This window comes from Rhabdonatronobacter sediminivivens (assembly GCF_013415485.1).
GTDB classification, from domain to species: domain Bacteria; phylum Pseudomonadota; class Alphaproteobacteria; order Rhodobacterales; family Rhodobacteraceae; genus Rhabdonatronobacter; species Rhabdonatronobacter sediminivivens.
This window is the reverse complement of the sequence record NZ_JACBXS010000023.1, coordinates 50,564-69,991: the sequence shown is the minus strand read 5'-3', so window position 1 is coordinate 69,991 and position 19,428 is coordinate 50,564. Positions and strand designations below refer to the sequence as shown.

At 64.3% G+C, this 19,428-nt stretch carries 20 protein-coding genes; 11 read left to right on the top strand and 9 right to left on the bottom strand.

Going from position 1 to position 19,428, the window contains the following annotated elements; all coding sequences use genetic code 11:
- Window positions 1-152: 152 nt before the first annotated feature.
- Window positions 153-407: a hypothetical protein gene (locus tag HUK65_RS12000; protein ID WP_179906508.1), complete on the bottom strand. Its 255-nt coding sequence runs from the start codon at window positions 405-407 to the stop codon at window positions 153-155.
- Between the two features lie 31 nt (window positions 408-438).
- On the opposite strand from HUK65_RS12000, the gene hemB reads away from it, so the two are divergent.
- A complete protein-coding gene (gene hemB, locus HUK65_RS11995) occupies window positions 439-1,437 on the top strand; it encodes a porphobilinogen synthase (RefSeq protein ID WP_179906507.1) in 999 nt (332 codons plus the stop codon).
- Between the two features lie 133 nt (window positions 1,438-1,570).
- Window positions 1,571-2,149 carry a lipid-binding SYLF domain-containing protein gene (locus HUK65_RS11990; protein ID WP_179906506.1) on the top strand — a complete coding sequence of 193 codons (579 nt, stop codon included), beginning with the start codon at window positions 1,571-1,573 and terminating at the stop codon, window positions 2,147-2,149.
- A 9-nt stretch (window positions 2,150-2,158) separates the two neighbouring features.
- On the opposite strand, the gene HUK65_RS11985 is transcribed toward HUK65_RS11990, so the two are convergent.
- The 8 genes from HUK65_RS11985 to HUK65_RS19115 form a co-directional block, all read right to left on the bottom strand.
- Complete coding sequence (locus HUK65_RS11985; protein ID WP_179906505.1) at window positions 2,159-3,106, bottom strand: nucleoside hydrolase; 948 nt, start codon at window positions 3,104-3,106, stop codon at window positions 2,159-2,161.
- Window positions 3,107-3,359: 253 nt separating this feature from the next.
- Complete coding sequence (locus HUK65_RS11980; RefSeq protein WP_179906504.1) at window positions 3,360-4,694, bottom strand: glutamine synthetase family protein; 1,335 nt, start codon at window positions 4,692-4,694, stop codon at window positions 3,360-3,362.
- 3 nt (window positions 4,695-4,697) lie between these two features.
- Window positions 4,698-5,549 carry an ABC transporter permease gene (locus tag HUK65_RS11975; protein WP_179906503.1) on the bottom strand — a complete coding sequence of 284 codons (852 nt, stop codon included), beginning with the start codon at window positions 5,547-5,549 and terminating at the stop codon, window positions 4,698-4,700.
- Window positions 5,550-5,676: 127 nt separating this feature from the next.
- Window positions 5,677-6,558, bottom strand: a complete 882-nt coding sequence (locus HUK65_RS11970) for an ABC transporter permease (RefSeq protein WP_179906502.1) — start codon at window positions 6,556-6,558, stop codon at window positions 5,677-5,679.
- Between the two features lie 55 nt (window positions 6,559-6,613).
- Window positions 6,614-7,342 carry a transporter substrate-binding domain-containing protein gene (locus HUK65_RS11965; RefSeq protein ID WP_179906501.1) on the bottom strand — a complete coding sequence of 243 codons (729 nt, stop codon included), beginning with the start codon at window positions 7,340-7,342 and terminating at the stop codon, window positions 6,614-6,616.
- A 35-nt stretch (window positions 7,343-7,377) separates the two neighbouring features.
- A complete protein-coding gene (locus HUK65_RS11960) occupies window positions 7,378-8,151 on the bottom strand; it encodes an ABC transporter ATP-binding protein (RefSeq protein ID WP_179906500.1) in 774 nt (257 codons plus the stop codon).
- Between the two features lie 105 nt (window positions 8,152-8,256).
- Window positions 8,257-9,102, bottom strand: coding sequence for an NAD(P)H-hydrate dehydratase (locus HUK65_RS19120; protein ID WP_327787123.1), 846 nt, complete (start codon window positions 9,100-9,102; stop codon window positions 8,257-8,259).
- Window positions 9,092-9,742: an NAD(P)H-hydrate epimerase gene (locus HUK65_RS19115; protein ID WP_327787122.1), complete on the bottom strand. Its 651-nt coding sequence runs from the start codon at window positions 9,740-9,742 to the stop codon at window positions 9,092-9,094. The genes HUK65_RS19120 and HUK65_RS19115 overlap by 11 nt, the downstream gene beginning before the upstream one ends.
- Window positions 9,743-9,947: 205 nt before the next feature.
- On the opposite strand from HUK65_RS19115, the gene HUK65_RS11950 reads away from it, so the two are divergent.
- The 9 genes from HUK65_RS11950 (at window position 9,948) to HUK65_RS11910 (ending at window position 19,268) form a co-directional block, all read left to right on the top strand.
- Window positions 9,948-10,286, top strand: coding sequence for a P-II family nitrogen regulator (locus HUK65_RS11950; protein WP_179906499.1), 339 nt, complete (start codon window positions 9,948-9,950; stop codon window positions 10,284-10,286).
- A 62-nt stretch (window positions 10,287-10,348) separates the two neighbouring features.
- The gene (gene glnA, locus HUK65_RS11945) at window positions 10,349-11,755 is read left to right on the top strand and encodes a type I glutamate--ammonia ligase (RefSeq protein ID WP_179906498.1); all 1,407 of its coding nucleotides are present in this window, start codon (window positions 10,349-10,351) and stop codon (window positions 11,753-11,755) included.
- Between the two features lie 192 nt (window positions 11,756-11,947).
- Complete coding sequence (locus tag HUK65_RS11940; protein ID WP_179906497.1) at window positions 11,948-12,946, top strand: ABC transporter ATP-binding protein; 999 nt, start codon at window positions 11,948-11,950, stop codon at window positions 12,944-12,946.
- On the top strand, window positions 12,943-14,010 hold the full coding sequence (locus HUK65_RS11935) for an ABC transporter ATP-binding protein (protein WP_179906496.1): 1,068 nt from the start codon (window positions 12,943-12,945) through the stop codon (window positions 14,008-14,010). Before HUK65_RS11940 ends, HUK65_RS11935 begins: the two co-directional genes overlap by 4 nt.
- Window positions 14,007-15,722: a peptide ABC transporter substrate-binding protein gene (locus tag HUK65_RS11930; RefSeq protein ID WP_179906495.1), complete on the top strand. Its 1,716-nt coding sequence runs from the start codon at window positions 14,007-14,009 to the stop codon at window positions 15,720-15,722. Before HUK65_RS11935 ends, HUK65_RS11930 begins: the two co-directional genes overlap by 4 nt.
- 80 nt (window positions 15,723-15,802) lie before the next feature.
- On the top strand, window positions 15,803-16,810 hold the full coding sequence (locus tag HUK65_RS11925) for an ABC transporter permease (RefSeq protein ID WP_179906494.1): 1,008 nt from the start codon (window positions 15,803-15,805) through the stop codon (window positions 16,808-16,810).
- Window positions 16,803-17,732, top strand: coding sequence for an ABC transporter permease (locus tag HUK65_RS11920; RefSeq protein ID WP_179906493.1), 930 nt, complete (start codon window positions 16,803-16,805; stop codon window positions 17,730-17,732). The genes HUK65_RS11925 and HUK65_RS11920 overlap by 8 nt, the downstream gene beginning before the upstream one ends.
- A 206-nt stretch (window positions 17,733-17,938) precedes the next feature.
- The gene (locus HUK65_RS11915; protein ID WP_179906492.1) at window positions 17,939-18,679 is read left to right on the top strand and encodes a MipA/OmpV family protein; all 741 of its coding nucleotides are present in this window, start codon (window positions 17,939-17,941) and stop codon (window positions 18,677-18,679) included.
- A 142-nt stretch (window positions 18,680-18,821) separates the two neighbouring features.
- Window positions 18,822-19,268, top strand: a complete 447-nt coding sequence (locus tag HUK65_RS11910) for a DsrE family protein (RefSeq protein ID WP_179906491.1) — start codon at window positions 18,822-18,824, stop codon at window positions 19,266-19,268.
- Window positions 19,269-19,428: the final 160 nt, after the last annotated feature.

Genomic DNA, 19,428 nt, shown 5'->3' with positions numbered 1-19,428 from the left:
GCCGCCTCCAGATAGGCCGGTTCGCACCCGTCAAGGCAGATCACAACCGCAGGCCCCAAAGGCCAGGGATAACGGCGCGCGTTAACGTCAACAGGGGGGTGCGTCATTCTCTTCCTCGGTTCTGTTGAGACACTCCAACGGCACTGCGGCAATCAGGCCTCGAAGATCCGGAGAGGCTGCTTCGGACCGCCCCAGGGACTGCACAGTGTCCGTTCGTTTTCGTGGCCAAGCATATTCAAAACCGAACCATAGGCAAATTCGTTTTTACCACTCATAGTATCGATTTTAAGAATACATACTGCGTTGAAAAACTGCACCGGAATGCGGCAAGGTCTTGCTGTGCCATAAACACCGCGGGCTTTCCCTTGCCTGCGGATGGCCTTGGCAAGCTCCGTTCCGCGTGGCATGTCAGCTGAAACCGTCATCCAAGGCCCGCCCATGACCCGTAGCCCCGCCCCCTTTCCCGCCGCCCGTATGCGCCGCCTGCGCCGCACCAACGCCCTGCGCGACATGGTTCAGGAGCATCAACTGGGCACCACCGACCTGATCTGGCCGGTCTTTGTGCGTGAGGGCACAGGTGTCGAAGACCCCATCCCCTCGATGCCCGGTGTTGCGCGGCTGTCCATCGACAAGGTGGTCGCCGCTGCGGCCCGGGCGGCCGATCTGGGCATTCCGGCGATCTGCCTCTTTCCCTATACCGACGCCGCGCTGCGCACCGAAGCCTGCGAAGAGGCCTGGAGCCCCGAGAACCTAACCAACCGCGCCATCCGCGCGATCAAGGCCGAAGTTCCCGAACTGGCGGTGATGACCGATATCGCGCTGGACCCGTATAACGCCAATGGCCATGACGGGTTCGTGGTGGAGGGCGAGATCGTCAATGACGAGACCGTCGCCGCACTGGTCAAGATGGGTCTGGCCCAGGCCGAGGCCGGGGCGGATATCCTTGGCCCCTCGGACATGATGGATGGGCGCATCGGCGCGCTGCGCAGCGCCTTGGAGGCCGCAGGCCACCGCGATGTGACAATCCTCAGCTATGCCGCCAAATTCGCCAGCGGCTTCTATGGCCCGTTCCGCGATGCTGTGGGCGCGGGCACGCGGCTGGTGGGGGACAAGAAGACCTATCAGATCAACCCCGCCAATACCGCCGAAGCGCTGACCTGCGTTGCCCGCGATCTGGATGAAGGCGCCGACATGGTCATGGTCAAGCCCGGCATGCCCTATCTGGATATTTGCCGCGCGGTAAAGGACAGGTTCGGCGCGCCGACCTTTGCCTACCAGGTCTCGGGCGAATACGCGATGCTGATGGCCGCGGCGCAGAATGGCTGGCTGGACGGAGACAAGGTCATGCTCGAAAGCCTGCTGTGCTTCAAGCGCGCCGGATGCGACGGGGTGCTGAGCTATTTCGCCCCGCGCGTGGCCGCGCTTTTGCGCGCCTGACCGCATGCCGGGCGACGCACCGCCCATGTGACCGGCCCGGGCGTGACAGCAAGGCCCGTCTGACGTATGGTTTCGTCTGAAAAGACCGGCCCAACACGGTCATCCGAAGCAGAACCCATGAACGAGGCACATCATGAGCGGCATCACACGGACCGGCCCCGACCTTGACCGAAGGGGGGTCACCCTGGGGCTGGGCGCCCTTGCTCTTCTGGCCGCCTGCGGCAATCCCATCGGCAGCGACGGCCCCGAACGGCTCGACGCACGGGTAGACGCCGCCCGCGACTTCCTGAAGAACAATTACCCCAGCCTGAATGAACTGTTCGACAAATCTCACGGGATCCTTTTCATTCCCGTCGTGACCGAGGCGGGGCTCTTCGTCGGTGGCGCCTATGGGCAAGGCGCATTGCGCATCAATGATGCAACTGTGGATTACTATTCCGCCACCCGCGCCAGTCTTGGTCTGCAGGCTGGCGCACAGCAATACGCCCATGCCCTGTTCTTCATGACCGAACAGGCCCTGTCGGATTTCCGCCGCTCCGAAGGCTGGGCTGCCAGCGCCGATCTGCGCTACGCGGTGCCCACACGTGGCGGAAGCATGGGGGCCGAGACCACGACGCAATTCGCTCCGGTGATCGCCGTGGTATTTGGCCAGTCCGGGCTGATTGCCGGCGCCTCGCTGGCGGGGGTGCGGTATCGGCGGATCGTGCCGTGATCCCGCGCGCTACAGCCGCGCCAATCGCTCGGTCAGCAACGCAAAGAACCCCTCGGCATCGATATCCCCGATGAACAGCGCATTGGGCGCACGCCCGGACACGCCCCACCAGTCGGCAACAGTCATGCCAAGGGTATAGCGCCCCTCGATTTCGATCTCGACATTGATCCGGCGGCCTGCGAACAGCTCGGGCCGCAGCAGCCAGCCGATGGTGCACGGGTCGTGCAGGGGGGCGCCTTCCGACCCGTATTTCTCCTTATCGAACCTTTCGAAGAAATCGGTCCAGGCGGCGACCGCAGGTCCCACCGCCCCTGGCAGTTTCCGAAACGCCTCGACCCGCGGCCGGGTGGTCAGCGCCTTATGCGTCACATCCAGAGGCATAACAACCAGTTCCACCCCGGAGTTGAAGACGACTTGCGCCGCCTCCGGGTCCACATAGATGTTGAACTCTGCCGCCGGAGTAATGTTACCAACCTCGAAATAGGCGCCGCCCATCAGCACCACCGCTTGCACTTTTTCAACAATATCCGGCGCGCGGAGGAAGGCGGTGGCGATATTGGTCAAGGGACCGATCGGCACCAACGTCACACACCCCGCAGGTTCGGCGCGCAGGGTGTCGATGATGAAATCCACCCCGTGCCCGGGCTGCAACGCCATGCGCGGCGCGGGCAGATCGATCCCGTCCAGCCCTGTCTTGCCATGCACATGCTCTGCCGTGACCAGGGGGCGGTTCAGAGGCCGGTCGCACCCGGCAAACACCTTCACATCGGGTCGCCCCGCCAGTTCACAGACAGTGCGCGCATTGCGCTCCGTCAGTTCCAGCGGCACATTCCCGGCCACGCATGTAATCCCCAGAAGATCAATCTCCTCGGGGCTGGCCAGGGCAAGCAGGATCGCCACCGCATCATCCTGCCCGGGATCGGTATCAATGATGATCTTGCGCCGTGCTAAAGACATGAACGCCCCCAAACTGCTTCGATGGCAACCCTACCCGGCCCCCGCAGTGGCGCAACCCCCCGCCCCGGATTGCCGCTTCATCTTGCCCAAAATACCCGGATTCCGTGACCTGCAAGCAGCCGCCCCCTTGTCTGCAAGGCACTGCAGCAGCGCGGCCCCGCCGCGCTGCCCGGCCCAACGCCTGTGCTGTGGCGCGGAACGCGCCGCTGCGACAGGGGGCGGGAGCGCTCCCTGCCAGCGGCGCCCAGACGGGTCAGGTGGTCTCCAGATACAGATCGCGCAGCGCGTTCGTGTCCAGCGCCGCCGCCTCACGCATTTCCTGGCGTTTGGTGCGCAGCATGTTGTCGATCAACTCCGGCGCAAATATCCGCGCCACATGCGGGCAGGTTTCGAAGACCGCAACCGCCGCAGCCCAGTCCGATGGCAAATGCGGCATATCCTGCGCATAGGCATTGCCGGTGATGGGTGCCGGAGGGTCGGCCGCATCCTCGATCCCGTTCAGCGCGGACCCCAGAACAGCCGCCATCATCAGGTATGGATTTATATCCCCCGCCGCGACCCGATGCTCGATCCGCCGCGCCTTGTGACTGCCCGAAGGCACCCGGATTGAGGCCGTGCGGTTTTCATAGGCCCAGCACACGCCCGTGGGCGCATGGGCACCCGGCACCATCCGCGCATAGGAATTGGCATGCGGGGCGAAGATCAGCGTGCTGCCGGGCATCGCCGCCATGCAGCCTGCGATCGCATGGCGCAGCATGTCGGTGCCCTTTGGCCCACCATCGTCGAACAGGTTACGCCCTTCGGCATCCAGCAGGGAAAAATGCAGATGCAACCCGTTGCCCGGCTGCCCGTCATAGGGTTTCGCCATGAAGGAGCCCGCGAACCCGTGCCGCCGCGCCAGCCCCTTGACCAGCAGCTTGAACAGCCAGGTGTCATCGGCCATCTTCATCGGGTCGGGGCCGTGCAGCAGGTTGATTTCGAACTGGCCCGGGCCAGCTTCGGAACTGGCAGTGTCGGCGGCGATGCCCATGGCCTCGCAGGCGTCATAAAGATCGTTGAAAAACCCGTCAAAGGCATCAAGCGCGCGCAGGGCCAGGGTGTCGGCGCCCTGGTAATGCCGCCCCGAAACCGGCGAGGGCGGCGGGCGAAAGCCTTCGCCCGAGTCATCAATCAGGTAGAATTCCAGCTCTGTCGCCATAACCGGTGTGATTCCCCGGGCACGGTAGCGGTCCAGCACCCGGTCCAGCGCATGGCGTGCATCGCCCGCGAAAGGGCGGCCATCATCATGGAACATCCAGATCGGCACCAGCGCGGCCTGGGGGCCGATCCATGGCATCGGCAGCGGACCGCGCCCTGTCGGGCGCAGCACACCGTCGGCATCGCCGGTGTCGAACAGCAGCGGGCTGTCCTCGATGTCATGGCCCCAGACATCGAGGTTGAGCGCCGAGAACGGAAACCGCGCGCCTTCGGTGCCCAGCTTGGCGGCATTGGCCACGGGAATACGCTTGCCGCGGGCCTGGCCGTTCAGGTCGGCGGCGGCGATGCGGATGTTTCGAACCTCGGGGTGGGCGGCGAGCCAGTCCTGCATGGTCTACCTTATATATTGCGGCCGGAAGCGGATGCGTTGGCGCTTTTCCTGCGGAAGATGCCGGTTCAGGCGCCGGTTGACCAGCCCGAACAGACCGATGATGATCAGAGTCAGCATGATGAAATACGCCGCCACGATCGGATAGGCCACGAAGGGGTTGAACGTCTGATCCACGAAGTAGCGCGCGTAGTAGAACGCCTCGCCGGACTGCTGGCGGGCCGGGAAGGCGGACAGGAACACCAGCGTGGTGGAGTGGGTGAGGAATATTGCCTCGTTCGTGTAGCTGGGCCAGGCCAGCCGCAGCATGTTCGGCCAGACCACGCGGCGGAATTTCGTCAGGCCACCCATGCCATAGGCGTCGGCGGCCTCCAGATCGCCCTTGGGCACGGATCGCAGGGCGCCGTAAAACAGCTCGGCCGAATAGGCGGTGGTATTGAGGATCAGCACGAAGAGCCCGCCCACCTGCGCCGTGGTCAACGCCGAGGTCTGGACGGTCAGCGTGGTAAAGCCAAGCGGAATGTCGATCCCTGTGCGCGGCAGCAGGATGAAGGCCGAGTAGAAGAAGAAAAACTGGATGAAAAGCGGCGAACCCCGGAAGAAGAAGACAAAGGCCGAGGCCGGGCGCCAGAGCCAGGGGTTGGCGCTGAATTTCATCAGCGCCACGCCGGTGGCCAGAAAGAAGCCGAAGAGGATGGCGAGGCCCGCGAAATAGATGTTCCACAACAGCCCGCCGCCGATCAGGAAAAGCTGGTCGCAGAAGGTGATATCCAGGCCCCGCGGCAGCAGCCGTTCGCCATAGTCCCGCCCCAGCGGGCGCAGGACATAGCCCTGGAAGCTTTCGGCGCAGGTTCTCATGGGGTGCCCTCGGGCGGGGCCGGTGCGCGGTTGTCGGCGGCGGAGGGGGGCGCTGCCCCCCGACGCGCAAGCACGCCTCCCCCCGGAGTATTTGAAGCAAGAAAATGGGGACGGGGCGGCGTGGTGGTCATGCCGCCCCCCGGCGCAGGCGCTCGCCCTCGGCGGTGGCCTGCCCACGCGACAGGCGGCGGGTGAGCCAGCCGAAGCTGCGCTCGCTCCCCCAGGTGAGGAACAGATAGAAGATCAGCAGGACCATGAAATACCAGACCCGCCAGTCCGGGTGCGGGTAGGTATAGAGCGAGGTCTTGGCGCCCCCAAGTTCGCGCGCCCAGAACACCGCGTCCTGGATGCCCAGAAGGAACAGCAGCGGCGTGGATTTGACCAGGATCTGCCAGATATTCGACAGGCCGGGCAGCGCGAAGACCCACATCTGTGGCAGCACGATCCGGCGGAACGCCTGGGCCCGCGTCATGCCGTAGCTTTCGGCGGTTTCGATCTGGGCCTGCGGGACGGCGCGCATGGCGCCATAGAGCGTGTTGGCAACGAAGGCGCCGAAGACCAGCGCGAAGGCGATGATTGCCATGGAGAAGCCGTAGACATTGCGCGTCCAGGCGCTGGCGCCCACGGGGGGCATCTTGGCCTCGCGGCAAACGATGAAATCATTGCCCTGGCGGATCGGCTGGTCCCAGTCCGGGCAGTTGATCTGATGGAGCACCCATTCGATCCCCTGCCCCAGCGCGATGGGCACGAACAGGAAGAACACGATGTCCGGCACCCCGCGGACCAGATTGACATAGCCGCGCCCCAGCAGGTTGACCGGCGCGAAATCCGACCGCAGCGCCAAGGCGCCCAGTATGCCCATGGCCAGCGCCGCAGGCGCGGTGATCGCCAGCAGCAGCATCACCACCAGGAACGAGCGGTAGAACGCCATATGCGTCCCGCTGGTCAGGTAGCAGGCAAACCACTGCCCTGTCGGCAGGATCGAAGGGTCGGCGCAGAATTCGAACATGGGGCGACCGCGAAAGGGCGGCGGCGGGGGGCGGCCCCCGCCGCCGGGTTCGGGATCAGAAGGTGGGCGTGTCCTCGCCGAACCACTGGATCAGCAGTTCATTGAGCGAGCCGTCTTCCTTCATCTCGGTGATCACCGCGTCAAAGGTCTCGCGCAGCTCGTTATCCGACTGGCGCAGCCCCATTCCGACGCCGCCGCCGATATGCATCGGCTCGCCGATGAATTCGAGGTCCGAGGATTCCTCGACGATGGGGCGCAGGAAGTCGCCATCGGCCAGCACGGCATCCGCCTCGCCCGCGCGCACGGCGGCGATGGTTTCATCGGGCGTGGGGAATTCGATCAGGTCGGCATCGGATTCAGCCACGAACCCGGCCTGAACGGTGTTGGACTGGGTGGCGATCACGCCGCTGTCGATCACATCGTCGCCGGTGCCGATCAGCGCGGCGTAGCGCGAGGGGTCGGGCTCCTTGTAGTTCTGGGTGAAGGAGATGATCTCGGACCGGGCTTCGGTGATGCTCATGCCCGCGATGATGGTGTCATAATTGCCCGCCACCAGATTGGGGATGATGGTGTCCCAGTCATTGATGACCCATTCGCAGGTCAGGCCCGCGCGCTCGCACATCTCGTTGCCGAGGTCGATCTCGAAGCCTTCAAGCTCGTTGTCGTCATTGATAAAGTTGAACGGAGGATAGGCGCCTTCGGTGCCCATGCGCACCACATCCTGCGCGGCCACGGCCGAGGCCGAAAACGCGGCGGCGGCGGCGATCAGTGTCAGTTTCTTCATGGTCAGCTCCCTTGATTGGACTTTGGGGTATTGCCTCAGGCCGGTTCGGTGGCGCGGAGGAATTGCTTCAGGCGCGCCGATCTTGGCGCGCCGAAGAGCGATGCGGGCGGGCCTTCTTCCTCGATCCGCCCTTCATGCAGGAACACGACATGGTCGGACACATCGGCGGCCAGGCGCATGTCATGGGTGACGATCAGCATGGTGCGGCCTTCCTCGGCCAGGGCCTTGATGACGCGCACCACCTCTTGTTCCAGTTCCGGGTCCAGCGCGCTGGTGGGTTCATCGAACAACAGCGCGCGCGGCTCCATGCAGAGCGCCCGGGCGATCGCGGCCCGCTGCTGCTGCCCGCCTGACATCTGCGCGGGGTAGACATCGGCCTTATCGCCGATACCGACCTTGTCCAGCAACGCGCGGGCACGCGGCTCCACGGTGGCGCGGTCCTGTTTCAGCACCGTCAGCGGCGCTTCCATCACATTCTGCAGCACCGTCATATGGGACCAGAGGTTGAAGCTCTGGAACACCATGGACAGGTTGGTGCGGATGCGCGTGACCTGCGCGCGGTCGGCGGGGTGGCGGTTGTGGCCCGTGCCCCGCCAGGCCACCGGCTCGCCGTTGAACAGGATCTCGCCCTGCTGGCTGTCTTCCAGCAGGTTGCAGCACCGCAGAAGCGTGGACTTGCCCGAGCCCGAGGAGCCGATGAGCGCAACCACATCGCCCCGGTTGGCGTGGATATCCACACCCTTGAGCACATCCAACGTGCCGTAGCTCTTGTGCAGCCCACGGATTTCGATGACGGGAGGGTCTTGCATGCGCACCGCGTTGTGTCGAACCAGCCAGCCCGAGTAGGACGCAAATCGCGCGCGAATGCAATGCTGACTTTGCGCAAGGATGCCGGGAGCGGTCGCCCCAGCCGGTTACTGCCCGCCACAAAGCAGATTGCGCAGCAGCCCAGGCAGACCATCAGGAAGGTCTTCGGCAATCAGCCCTGGGCCAAAGGCGCGGGCGGCCTCAAGATGCAGGAAACTGCCCAGGCGCGCGGCATCGAAGGCCGCAAAGCCCCGGGCCAGCAGCCCGGTGATGATCCCCGCCAGAACATCGCCCGCCCCGGCGGTGGCAAGCCATGGCGCCGCGCGGGGGCCGGTTGCGTCGGACCGGGCCAGGCTGCCATCCGGCGCGGCAATGACCGTCACTGCACCCTTGAGCAGCACCACGGCACCGCTGCGCAGCGCCGCCTCACGGGTGGCCGCGGCCTCGTCGGCCCGCGCGGCGTCGGCCAGGTCCGGAAACAGGCGGGCGAACTCTCCGGCGTGGGGGGTCAGCACCGTCTGTGCCGTGCAGAGCGCATGGAGCACGCGCGGGTCAGGACCATAAGCGGACAGCGCATCGGCATCCAGCACTACGGTCCGGCCCGCGCCCAGCGCCGTCGGCACAAGGTCACGCGCACGCTCAACGCCCATTCCGGGGCCGAGGCAAAGCGCATTGAAGCGGTGATCATCCAGCATCCCGGCCAGGGCGCGGCCATCTTCTATGGGGCGCAGCATCACGGCATCCAGATGCGCAGCGTTTTCGGCCAGCGCCGCTGGCGGACAGCCCAGCGTTACCAACCCCGCACCTACCCGCAGCGCCCCGCGGGCGGCCAGCCGTGCCGCGCCGCCCGCCCCCGGCCCACCCGAAAGGATGACCGCATGCCCGTGGTGATACTTGTGCTGATCGGCGCGCTTGTGCAGCCGGGCGATGAGCGGGGCCAGATCAGACGTCATCGGCATGCCCCGCCCAGGGCTCAAGCCCGATATCGGCGATCACAAGCTTACCGCTGCGCTCCGGGCCCTGCCCGGTCACATGGCCTCGTTTGGGCCGGTGAAAGCTGACGGTCATATCCGCGGGGATCACCACCCCGCCCGCCGGGGGCAGGCCGGTATCCGCCGACAGCCCCGAAGCGATGTCCACGGCCACCACCCGGGGCCGCGCATCGTCAAGCATCCGGGCCAGACGCTGGAAAACAGGGGCGTCCAGTGGCCGGGTCAGGCCGGTGCCGAACAGCGCATCGACCACCAGTTGCGCCTGGGCCAGGGCCTCGGGGGTCAGCGCATCTGGCGGGAGGGTGGCACCCAGACCCGCCCAGCGGCGGGCGTTTTCGGCAGCGTCAGGAGTCAGCGCATCCGGGTCACCAAAGAGATGGAGCGCAACTTTCCAGCCATGCGCATGCAGCAGCCGCGCCACCACGAACCCGTCGCCGCCGTTGTTGCCCGGACCGCACAGGACCACGGCGCGCGCGCCGGCCTGCGCAAGGTCCGGCCAGGTCGCGAAAACCGCCTCCAGCACCCCTGCGCCGGCGCGCTCCATCAGTTGCAAGCCGGTGACAGCCCCCGACTCGATTGCCGCCCCCTCAACGGCGCGCATTTGTGCAGATGTCAGGATTTCGGTCATCTTTCGCCCTGCCAAATTTCTTTTCAGCCCATATTTTGGGCACTTCGCACAACTTTTCGCCAAAAATCGGCGATTCCCTGTCTCCACGCCCGCAAGCGAGCGCTCTGCGATTGCCGCCACGGGCCTGAGGTGGTCTGACACAGGAGATCGAGGAGCGGACCCAAGGGAGCGTACAGGAATGAAGAAGATCGAGGCGATCATCAAGCCGTTCAAGCTGGATGAAGTCAAGGAAGCCCTTCAGGACGTGGGCGTTCAAGGGTTGTCCGTGATCGAGGTAAAGGGATTCGGGCGCCAGAAGGGGCATACCGAACTTTACCGTGGTGCCGAATATGTGGTCGACTTCCTGCCAAAGGTGAAGATCGAGGTCATCCTGTCCGATGACCAGGTTGACGCGGCAGTGGAAGCCATCATCTCCGCAGCGCGCACCGACAAGATCGGAGACGGCAAGATATTTGTCTCGCCCGTCGAGCAGGCCATTCGCATCCGCACCGGTGAGTCCGGCGAGGATGCGCTTTGAAAACCGCCACGCCCCCTGGGGCAAGGCACTGAATCCACCAACGAAAAAGGGATGATCACCAGATGAGCATTGCTGACGTTCTGAAACTGATCAAGGATGAGGACGCCAAGTTCGTCGACATCCGCTTCACCGATCCGCGCGGCCGGCTGCAGCATGTCACCATGATGGCCAGTCAGGTCGATGAGGATTTCCTCGAAGAAGGCCTGATGTTCGACGGCTCCTCCGTCGCGGGCTTCAAGTCGATCGACCAGTCGGACATGAAGCTGATGCCCGACACCGAGAGCGCCTATGTCGACCCGTTCTATGCGGAAAAGACCATTTGCCTGCATTGCAACATTCTGGAGCCCGACACCGGCGAGCATTATGACCGCGACCCGCGCGGCACCGCCGTCAAGGCCGAAGCCTATCTGAAGTCCTCCGGCATCGGTGACAGCGCCTTCTTTGGCCCCGAAGCCGAGTTCTTCGTCTTCGACGATGTGCGCTTTTCCACATCGATCAACAAGGTCAGCTACGAGGTGGACGCTCTCGACGGGTCATGGAACACCGACACCGAGTATGAGAACGGCAACATGGGCCACCGCGCCGGTGTCAAGGGCGGCTACTTCCCGGTGAACCCCACCGACATGGGCACCGACATGCGCTCGGAAATGCTGACCACCATGGACGAAATCGGCATGAAGGTGGACAAGCACCACCACGAGGTCGCCAGCTGCCAGCATGAGCTTGGCCTGATCTTCGGCTCGCTCACCAAGCAGAGCGACGAGCTGATGAAGTTCAAGTATGTGGTCCATAACGTGGCCCATGCCTATGGCCGCACCGCCACCTTCATGCCCAAGCCCATCAAGGGCGACAACGGCACCGGCATGCACTGCAACATGTCGATCTGGAAAGACGGCAAGCCGCTGTTTGCCGGCGACAAATATGCCGACCTGAGCCAGGAGGCCCTGTGGTTCATCGGCGGCATCCTGAAGCACGCCAAGGCGCTCAACGCCTTCACCAACCCCTCGACCAACAGCTACAAGCGCCTGATCCCGGGCTTTGAAGCCCCGGTGCTGCTGGCCTATTCGGCGCGCAACCGCTCGGCCTCGATCCGGATTCCGTGGACCGAAAGCCCCAAGGCCAAGCGCGTCGAAGCCCGCTTCCCCGATCCGTCCTGCAACCCCTATCTGGCCTTCTCGGCGCTGCTGATGGCGGGCATTGACGGGATCAAGAACAAGATCGACCCGGGTGAGGCTTCGGACAAGGACCTCTACGACCTGCCGCCCGAAGAGCTGGCCGACATCCCCACCGTCTGCGGCTCGCTGCGTGAAGCCATTGGCGCACTGGAAGCCGATCACGAGTTCCTGCTGGCCGGTGACGTCTTCACCAAGGACCAGCTGGACGGCTACATCGCGCTGAAATGGGAAGAGGTGTACAACTACGAGCACACCCCGCACCCCATCGAATACCAGATGTACTACAGCTGCTGAGCCAGCATATCGCGCATTGCATCCCCCGGCACCGCCGGGGGATTTTTTTGCGCTTTTTCAGTGCATTGGAAGAACATCACGCGGACGGGAAGATTACTTCTTGTCAGGCGGGTTCAAAATCTGCAAACCTCTCCGGACAACCCTGACGACAGATCATGGGTGACCAACAATAAATTTCCCGGGGAGGGATGCATGCCCGATGGGGCCTTGCCTGTTCTTGATGTCAAGAACCTCAAGACCGTGTTTCACACACGCTCTGGGGACATCCATGCCGTGAATTCGGTCAGCTTTGATCTGCGCCCGGGCGAGTTGCTGGGCGTGGTGGGCGAATCCGGATCGGGCAAATCCGTCACCATGATGTCGCTGATTGGCCTGCTGCCCTCGCCCCCAGCCGAGGTGCGCGAGGGTCAGGTGATGCTGGGTGACCAGGATCTGCTGAAGATCGGCGAGGAGCGGTTGCGCGCGATCCGCGGGCGCGATGTGGGCTTTGTGTTTCAGGATCCCATGACCTCGCTCAACCCGGTGTTCACGGTCGGTTTCCAGATCATGGAGCCGCTGCGCCGCCATATGGGCATGGACAAGAAACGCGCCCGCAAACGCGCGGTGGAGCTGCTGGAGCTGGTGGGCATCCCCGATGCCGAACGGCGGCTGAAGGATTTCCCGCATCAGTTTTCCGGGGGCATGCGCCAGCGGGTGATGATCGCCATTGCGCTGGCCTGCGACCCCAAGGTGCTGATTGCGGATGAACCCACCACGGCGCTGGACGTGACCATCCAGGCGCAGATCATCGAACTGGTGAAGGACCTGCGCGAAAAACTGGGCATGGCGATCATCTGGATCACCCATGATCTGGGCGTGATTGCCGGGATCGCCGACCGTGTGATGGTCATGTATGGCGGGCAGGTGGCCGAACACGGCCCCGTGCGCGAGGTCTTTGCCAACCCCGCCCACCCCTATACCCGCGCGCTGTTGAAAACCGTCCCCAAACTGCGCGAACCGCGCGCCGAAAAGCTGCGCGTGATCGAAGGCCAGCCACCCATGCTGGGCGCGCACCCTGCAGCCTGCCCGTTCCGCGCCCGCTGCGCCCATGCCTTTGACCGCTGCGCGCGGGAAAACCCGGCGCGCCGCCTGATCGGCAAGGGCCATGACGTTGCCTGCCATTGGGACCACCGCACGGGAGAGCCGACATGACATCCCCCCGAAAGGCGCTGGTCGAAGTGCGCGACCTGAAGATGCACTTCCCCATCTCCGGCGGGCTGCTGCGCCGCCAGGTGGGTGCGGTCAAGGCGGTCGATGGCGTATCCTTTGACATATTCGAAGGCGAAACACTGGGGATCGTTGGCGAATCCGGCTGCGGCAAGTCCACCTGCGGCCGCGCGGTGCTGCGGCTCTATGACATCACCGAGGGCTCCATCAAGATCGACGGGACCGAGATCGGCACCATGGGCCAGGGCCAGTTGCGCCGGATGCGGCCAAAGATGCAGATGGTGTTCCAGGACCCGCAGGCCTGCCTGAACCCGCGCATGACCGTTGCCGGGATCATCGCCGAACCGCTGGATGAGCATGGCAAGCTGTCGGGCAAGGCAAAGCTGGACCGCGTTTACGAGTTGATGGACGCGGTCGGCCTCAACCGCAATTTCGCCAACCGCTACCCGCATGCATTTTCCGGCGGGCAGCGCCAGCGGATCGGCATTGCGCGGGCTCTGGCGCTGAACCCCAGATTCATTGTCTGCGACGAACCCATCGCCGCGCTGGACGTGTCCATCCAGGCGCAGGTGGTGAACCTGCTGGAAAAGCTGCAGGACGAATTCGGCCTGACCTACATGTTCATCAGCCATGACCTGAGCATGGTCAAGCATATCGCCGACCGCGTGGCGGTCATGTATCTGGGCAAGGTTGTGGAACTGGCAGAGCGCGACGAACTCTATGAGCGCCCCCTGCACCCTTATACCGAAGCGCTGATGTCGGCGGTGCCCGAGCCTGACCCGGCGATCGAGGCCAAGGTCGAACGCATAATCCTTCGTGGCGATGTGCCCTCGCCCTCGAACCCGCCAAAGGGCTGCAATTTCTCCACGCGCTGCCCCAAGGTCATGGATATCTGCCGCAAGCTGGACCCCGAATACCGCGAGGCCCGGCCCGGCCATTTCGTGGCCTGCCACCTGCACGATGCGGGGATCATGGATAATCAGACGAACGCCGGATCAGCCGGCGCCCCCCCGAGGAACGAGCATAAACAACAAGGAGAGGACGCATGAAACGAAGAACAGCCCTGATGGGTGCTGTCGCCGCCGCCGCGCTGGTGCCGGGGATGGTCATGGCCGAGGAGCGCGAGCGCGGATCGTCGGGCCATCTGAATGTCATCTACTGGCAGGCCGTGTCCACGATGAACAGCTACCTGTCCGGTGGCACCAAGGAGATGAACGCGGCCTCGGTCGTCTGGGAGCCTCTGGCGCGTTTCGACAATGAAGGCGAGCTTGTCGCCTGGCTGGCCGAGGAGATCCCCACGCTGGACAATGGCGGCGTGTCCGAGGACCTCAAGACCATCACCTGGGTCCTGAAGGAAGGCCTGCTGTGGTCGGACGGCACCGATGTGACCGCCGAGGATGTGGTGTTCACCTATGAATACTGCACCCATCCCGAGGGCGGTTGCTCCTACCGCGACCGGTATGCGGGCATCGAGAGCGTCGAGGCCGTGGACGACCGCACCATCCTGATCACCTTCGAGGATGCGACGCCCAACCCCTACATCCCCTTTGTGGGCGCGGGCTCGCCGATCATCCAGCGGGCGCAGTTCCAGGACTGCATGGGCGCCCGGGCGCCAGAATGCACCGACGAGAACTTCGCCCCCATCGGCACCGGCCCCTATGTGGTGACCGACTTCCGCCCCAATGACGTGATCCAGTTCGAAGCCAACGAGAACTACCGAGTCGCGAACCAGCCCTATTTCCAGACCATCACCTGGGCCGGGGGCGGCGATGCCACGGGCGCCGCGCGCGCCGTGTTCCAGACCGGCGAGATGGATTACGCCTGGAACCTGCAGCTTGCCCCCGAAGTGATCGAGCAGATGGAAGGCGGCGGCATGGGCACGCTGCTGGTGGACTTCGGCCCGCTGATGGAGCGGATCGAGTTGAACTTCACCGATCCCTCGCCCGACCTGCCGGCCGATGAACGCGCCACCATGCAGCATCCGCACCCGATCCTGAGCGATATCCGCGTGCGCGAGGCGCTCAGCCGCGCCATCGACCGCGAATTGCTGACCGAGATCGGCTATGGCCCCACCGGGCGCCCGGCCTGCAACTTCATCGTCGCACCTCCTGCCATGGTGTCGCCCAACAACGATGACTGCCTGGTGCAGGACATGGACCGCGCCAATGCGCTTCTGGACGAGGCCGGCTGGGAACGCGGCTCGGACGGCATCCGTGTGAAGGACGGCGAGCGGCTGGAACTGCTGTTCCAGACATCGACGAACGCCGTGCGTCAGGACTTCCAGGCGCTGATCCAGCAGTGGTGGCGTGAAATCGGGGTCGAGGCGCGCCTGCGCAACATCGACGCCGGTGTGTTCTTCGGCTCGGACCCCGGCAGCCCGGACACCTACATCAAGTTCTGGGCCGATGTGCAGATGTATGCCTCGCTCTTCGAAGGCACCGACCCGACCCCCCACCTGGAGCAGCGCCGCTGCGGACGCGAGCCGCGGCCGGAAACCCAGTGGCAGGGGCAGAACATCAACCGCTACTGCAACCCGGAATACGATGCGCTCTGGGCCGAACTGAATCGCGAGCCTGACCCCGAGCGTCGTCAGGAACTGGTGATCGCGCTCAACGACATGTTCATTCAGGACTATGCGCATATTCCGCTGGTCGCGCGGGGCCGGGTGTCGGCTGCGGCGAACACGGTCGGCGGCATCATCCTGAACGTCTGGGACTCCGAGCACTGGAACCAGGCCGAATGGTACCGGATCGAGGATTGATCCACGCCTGAGTCTGCCCGCCCCGGTTTTGACCGGGGTGGGCCCCTCGAATGACCGCTCAAGCCGCGGGGCTTCGCTGCATGTTTACCTATACCCTCCGCCGCCTGGCCTTCGCCGTGCCCACGGTTCTGGTCATCAGCCTGATCGTTTTCCTGATGCTGGACATGGCGCCGGGTGATCCGACCGGCAGCCTGCCGCTGACCATCCCGCTGGAAGTCCGCGAACAGATCCGCGCGGCGCTTGGCCTGGGCGATCCAGTGCTGGTGCGGTATTTCAAGTGGCTGCATATGATGGTGATCATCGAGCCATCGCATATGCTGGCCAATGCCACCGGCTGGAACGTCGCCGTGGAGGGCCCGCGCATCCTGTCCTGGCAGACCCGGTCGCCGGTGGGCGATATCATCGTGCAGCGCATTCCGCAGACGCTGTGGGTCGTGGGGCTGGGCTATCTGTTCGGCATTCTGATCGCCGTCCCCATCGGGGTGATTTCCGCCTACAAGCAGTATTCCTGGTTCGATCAGACCGGGACATTCGTCTCCATGGTCGGTTTTTCGGTGCCCACATTCTTTACCGGCGTGGTGTTCATCCTGATTTTCTCGGTCTGGCTGGGCTGGTTCCCGTCCATGTACGACACCACGCACCGGGTGCGTGACTGGGACAGCTTCCTGTTCCAGGTCCGCCAGATCGCCATGCCGGTTGCGGTGCTGGCGCTGTTCAACGCCAGCCAGATCAGCCGCTTCATGCGCGCCTCCATGCTCGATAACCTCAATCAGGATTATGTGCGCACCGCGCGCGCCAAGGGCATGGCCGAAAAGACCGTGCTGCTGGTCCATGTGCTGCGCAATTCCATGATCCCGGTCGTCACCGTCATCGCCATCGGCATCCCCACCGTGTTCACCGGCGCCATCATCACCGAACAGATCTTCCGCGTGAACGGTCTGGGCGATGCGCTGATCCGGGCGATCTATGTCAGTGACTGGCCCATGGTCCAGACCATCACCTTCATCTTTGCGATCCTGATCGTGCTCTTCAACCTGATCGCCGACGTGCTTTACGGCATCCTTGACCCGAGGATCCGCTATGACTGACACCACCCCCGTCACCGCCGCCGAGGACGTCCACGACCTGCGCCCGCCGCGCAACCAGTGGTGGGATGTCTGGGATCAGTTCAAGTCTCACAAGGGCGCCATGGCCGGGATGTTCGTCTTCATCTCGATCCTGCTGTTCGTCTTTGCGGGGCCCTGGGTCTGGCAGGTTGATCCCGGCCTGATCGATATCCGCTCACGCAACCAGGGATCAAGCTGGGCCCACCCCATGGGCACCGACCAGCTGGGCCGCGACCTTCTGGCCCGGATGATGTACGGGGGGCGCATTTCCGTGGCCGTGGGCCTGACCGCCATGCTGCTGGGGCTGGTGCTGGGCACGCTGATCGGTGTGCTGGCCGGGTATTTCAAGCTCATGGACGGCCCGCTGATGCGGGTGACAGACCTGTTTCTGGCGCTGCCGCTGCTGCCGCTGCTGCTGATTCTGGTCACCCTTTTCCGGGATCCGCTGGAGGGCGCCTTTGGCCAGGCTGCGGGCGTGTTCGCGCTGATTGTCGTGGCCATTGCCGTGACCAGCTGGATGCAGACCGCGCGAATCGTGCGCGGGGATGTTCTGGCGCTGAAGGAACGCGAGTTCGTGCTGGCCGCACGCTCCATCGGCACGCCTGCACGGCGTATCAGTACCCGCCACATCCTGCCCAATGTCATGTCTCCGATCATGGTCTCGGCCACGCTGGGCATCGCTTCGGCCATCATCACCGAATCAGCGCTGTCCTTCCTCGGCCTTGGCTTCCCGCCGGATTTTCCCACCTGGGGGCGCATTCTCTATGACGGCCGCGACTGGATCGAACAGTATCCCGCGCGTGTGGTCTGGCCGGGGGTCTTGATCTCTCTGACCGTGCTGAGCGTGAATTACATCGGAGACGGGCTGCGCGACGCGCTGGATCCGCGTATCCGGGGCCGCTAGGCCAGGAGGCCGTGGGCCAGTCAACTGTGGGAAGGGTGTTGCAGCGAAACCCATGCATGGTGGCATTGCGCCCGTCCCGGACCATGTGAATTGACCACGGCAGGCTCTCGGGCCTAGGAGCGGGCATACCCACGCGATTACCCAAGGGATCACTCAGAATCATGCGATACCTGTCATCTCTGCGCCATGCACTTCGTGCCGCCGTTGTGTCCGCAGCCGTTTTCGCCGCAGCCCCCATGGCCCTTGCCGAAAGCCCCCGGCTGGCCTTTGGCCTTGGCCCTCAGGCGGTAATCGCCCCCAGCTATCCTGGCGCGGATAGCTACACTGCCCGCCCGGGCGCCATCTTTCAGCTCCAGAACCTGCGTCTGGGTGGGGTGACGCTGTCCGAATCCGACGGCTGGTTCGACCGGGATGGCACTGGTTTTCGCGGCTCGCTGCGGGTGCTCAGCGCCCGCAAGGCAAGCGACAACCCCGAATTACAGGGGCTTGAGGATCTGAGCACCGCCCTGGAACTGGGCGGCGGTATCTATCACAAGACGCGCGAGTTCCAGATCTATCTGGATCTTCGTCACGGAGTGACCGGCCATCGCGGCTGGGTCGGCGAGGCCGGGATCGACATGTTCCTGCGCCCGGTCGACGGTCTGACCCTGGCTGCAGGCCCAAGGGTCGGCTTTGCCGATGGCGGCTACATGCGCCAGTATTTCGGCGTGACCGGCGCCGAGTCTGCCGACTCGGGGCTGGCCGCATTCACTCCGGGCTCGGGATTCCATTCCGCAGGCGTGGGGCTGCGCGCCGTCTATGAGCTGAACCAGGACTGGGCCATTCTTGGCTCTGTCGGGTATGATCGGCTGATCGGCGATGCCGGCCGTTCGCCCATCGCCCGGCAAGGGTCGCGCGATCAGTTCAGCGTCACTCTGGGCGTGGCGCGGGTCCTGCGCCTGCACTGAATGTGCTGCAGGGATTGCCGGGGGCCACGCAGGCCCCCGGCTTTGCGGCCATTGCTGTGGTCGCGTCATAATGTCTTATTTGAATTTCTGAACATTTCCATCATGACTCCGGGGCGATCCACCAACCCACACGGAGGTCACGATGATTTCGAACAAGCTCACAGTCGCAGCGGCTGCCCTGGCCACGGCCACCGCCTTCGCCACCCCCTCGATCGCCGAGGATTCCATGCCTCTGGTCACCGTCGTGACCAGCGAAAACGCACAGACCCAGCTCATGGCGATGGTGCTGACGACCCAGGCCATGGAACAGGGGGCCGAAACACGGATACTCCTTTGTGGCCCCGGTGGTGACATTGCCCTGGCCGAGGCCCCCGAAACAGCCACCGCCCCGCAACCCCCGCGCGACATGAGCCCTCAGGGAATGCTGCAGATGCTTATGGACCGTGGCGCCACGGTCGAGGTCTGCGCCATCTACCTGCCAGGGCTGGGCGCCGATGAGAGCGTCCTGATCGAAGGTGTGGGCGTTGCCCAACCGCCCGCCATGGCCGCGGCCATGCTGGGTGAAGGCACACGGGTCTGGTCCTTCTGATTGCTTTTCCGGGTCGCGGCATGTGACCCTGGGTCACGTGCCGCCCTGCCGCTTCGGATACGCTATCAGGACCTACGACCCGGCACGCGGTCAATCTCCCCGTCGGCAAGAAGCCCGGTACAACTGACTTGCAGCAAGGCAAGGTCTGTGCGCCTGCCGC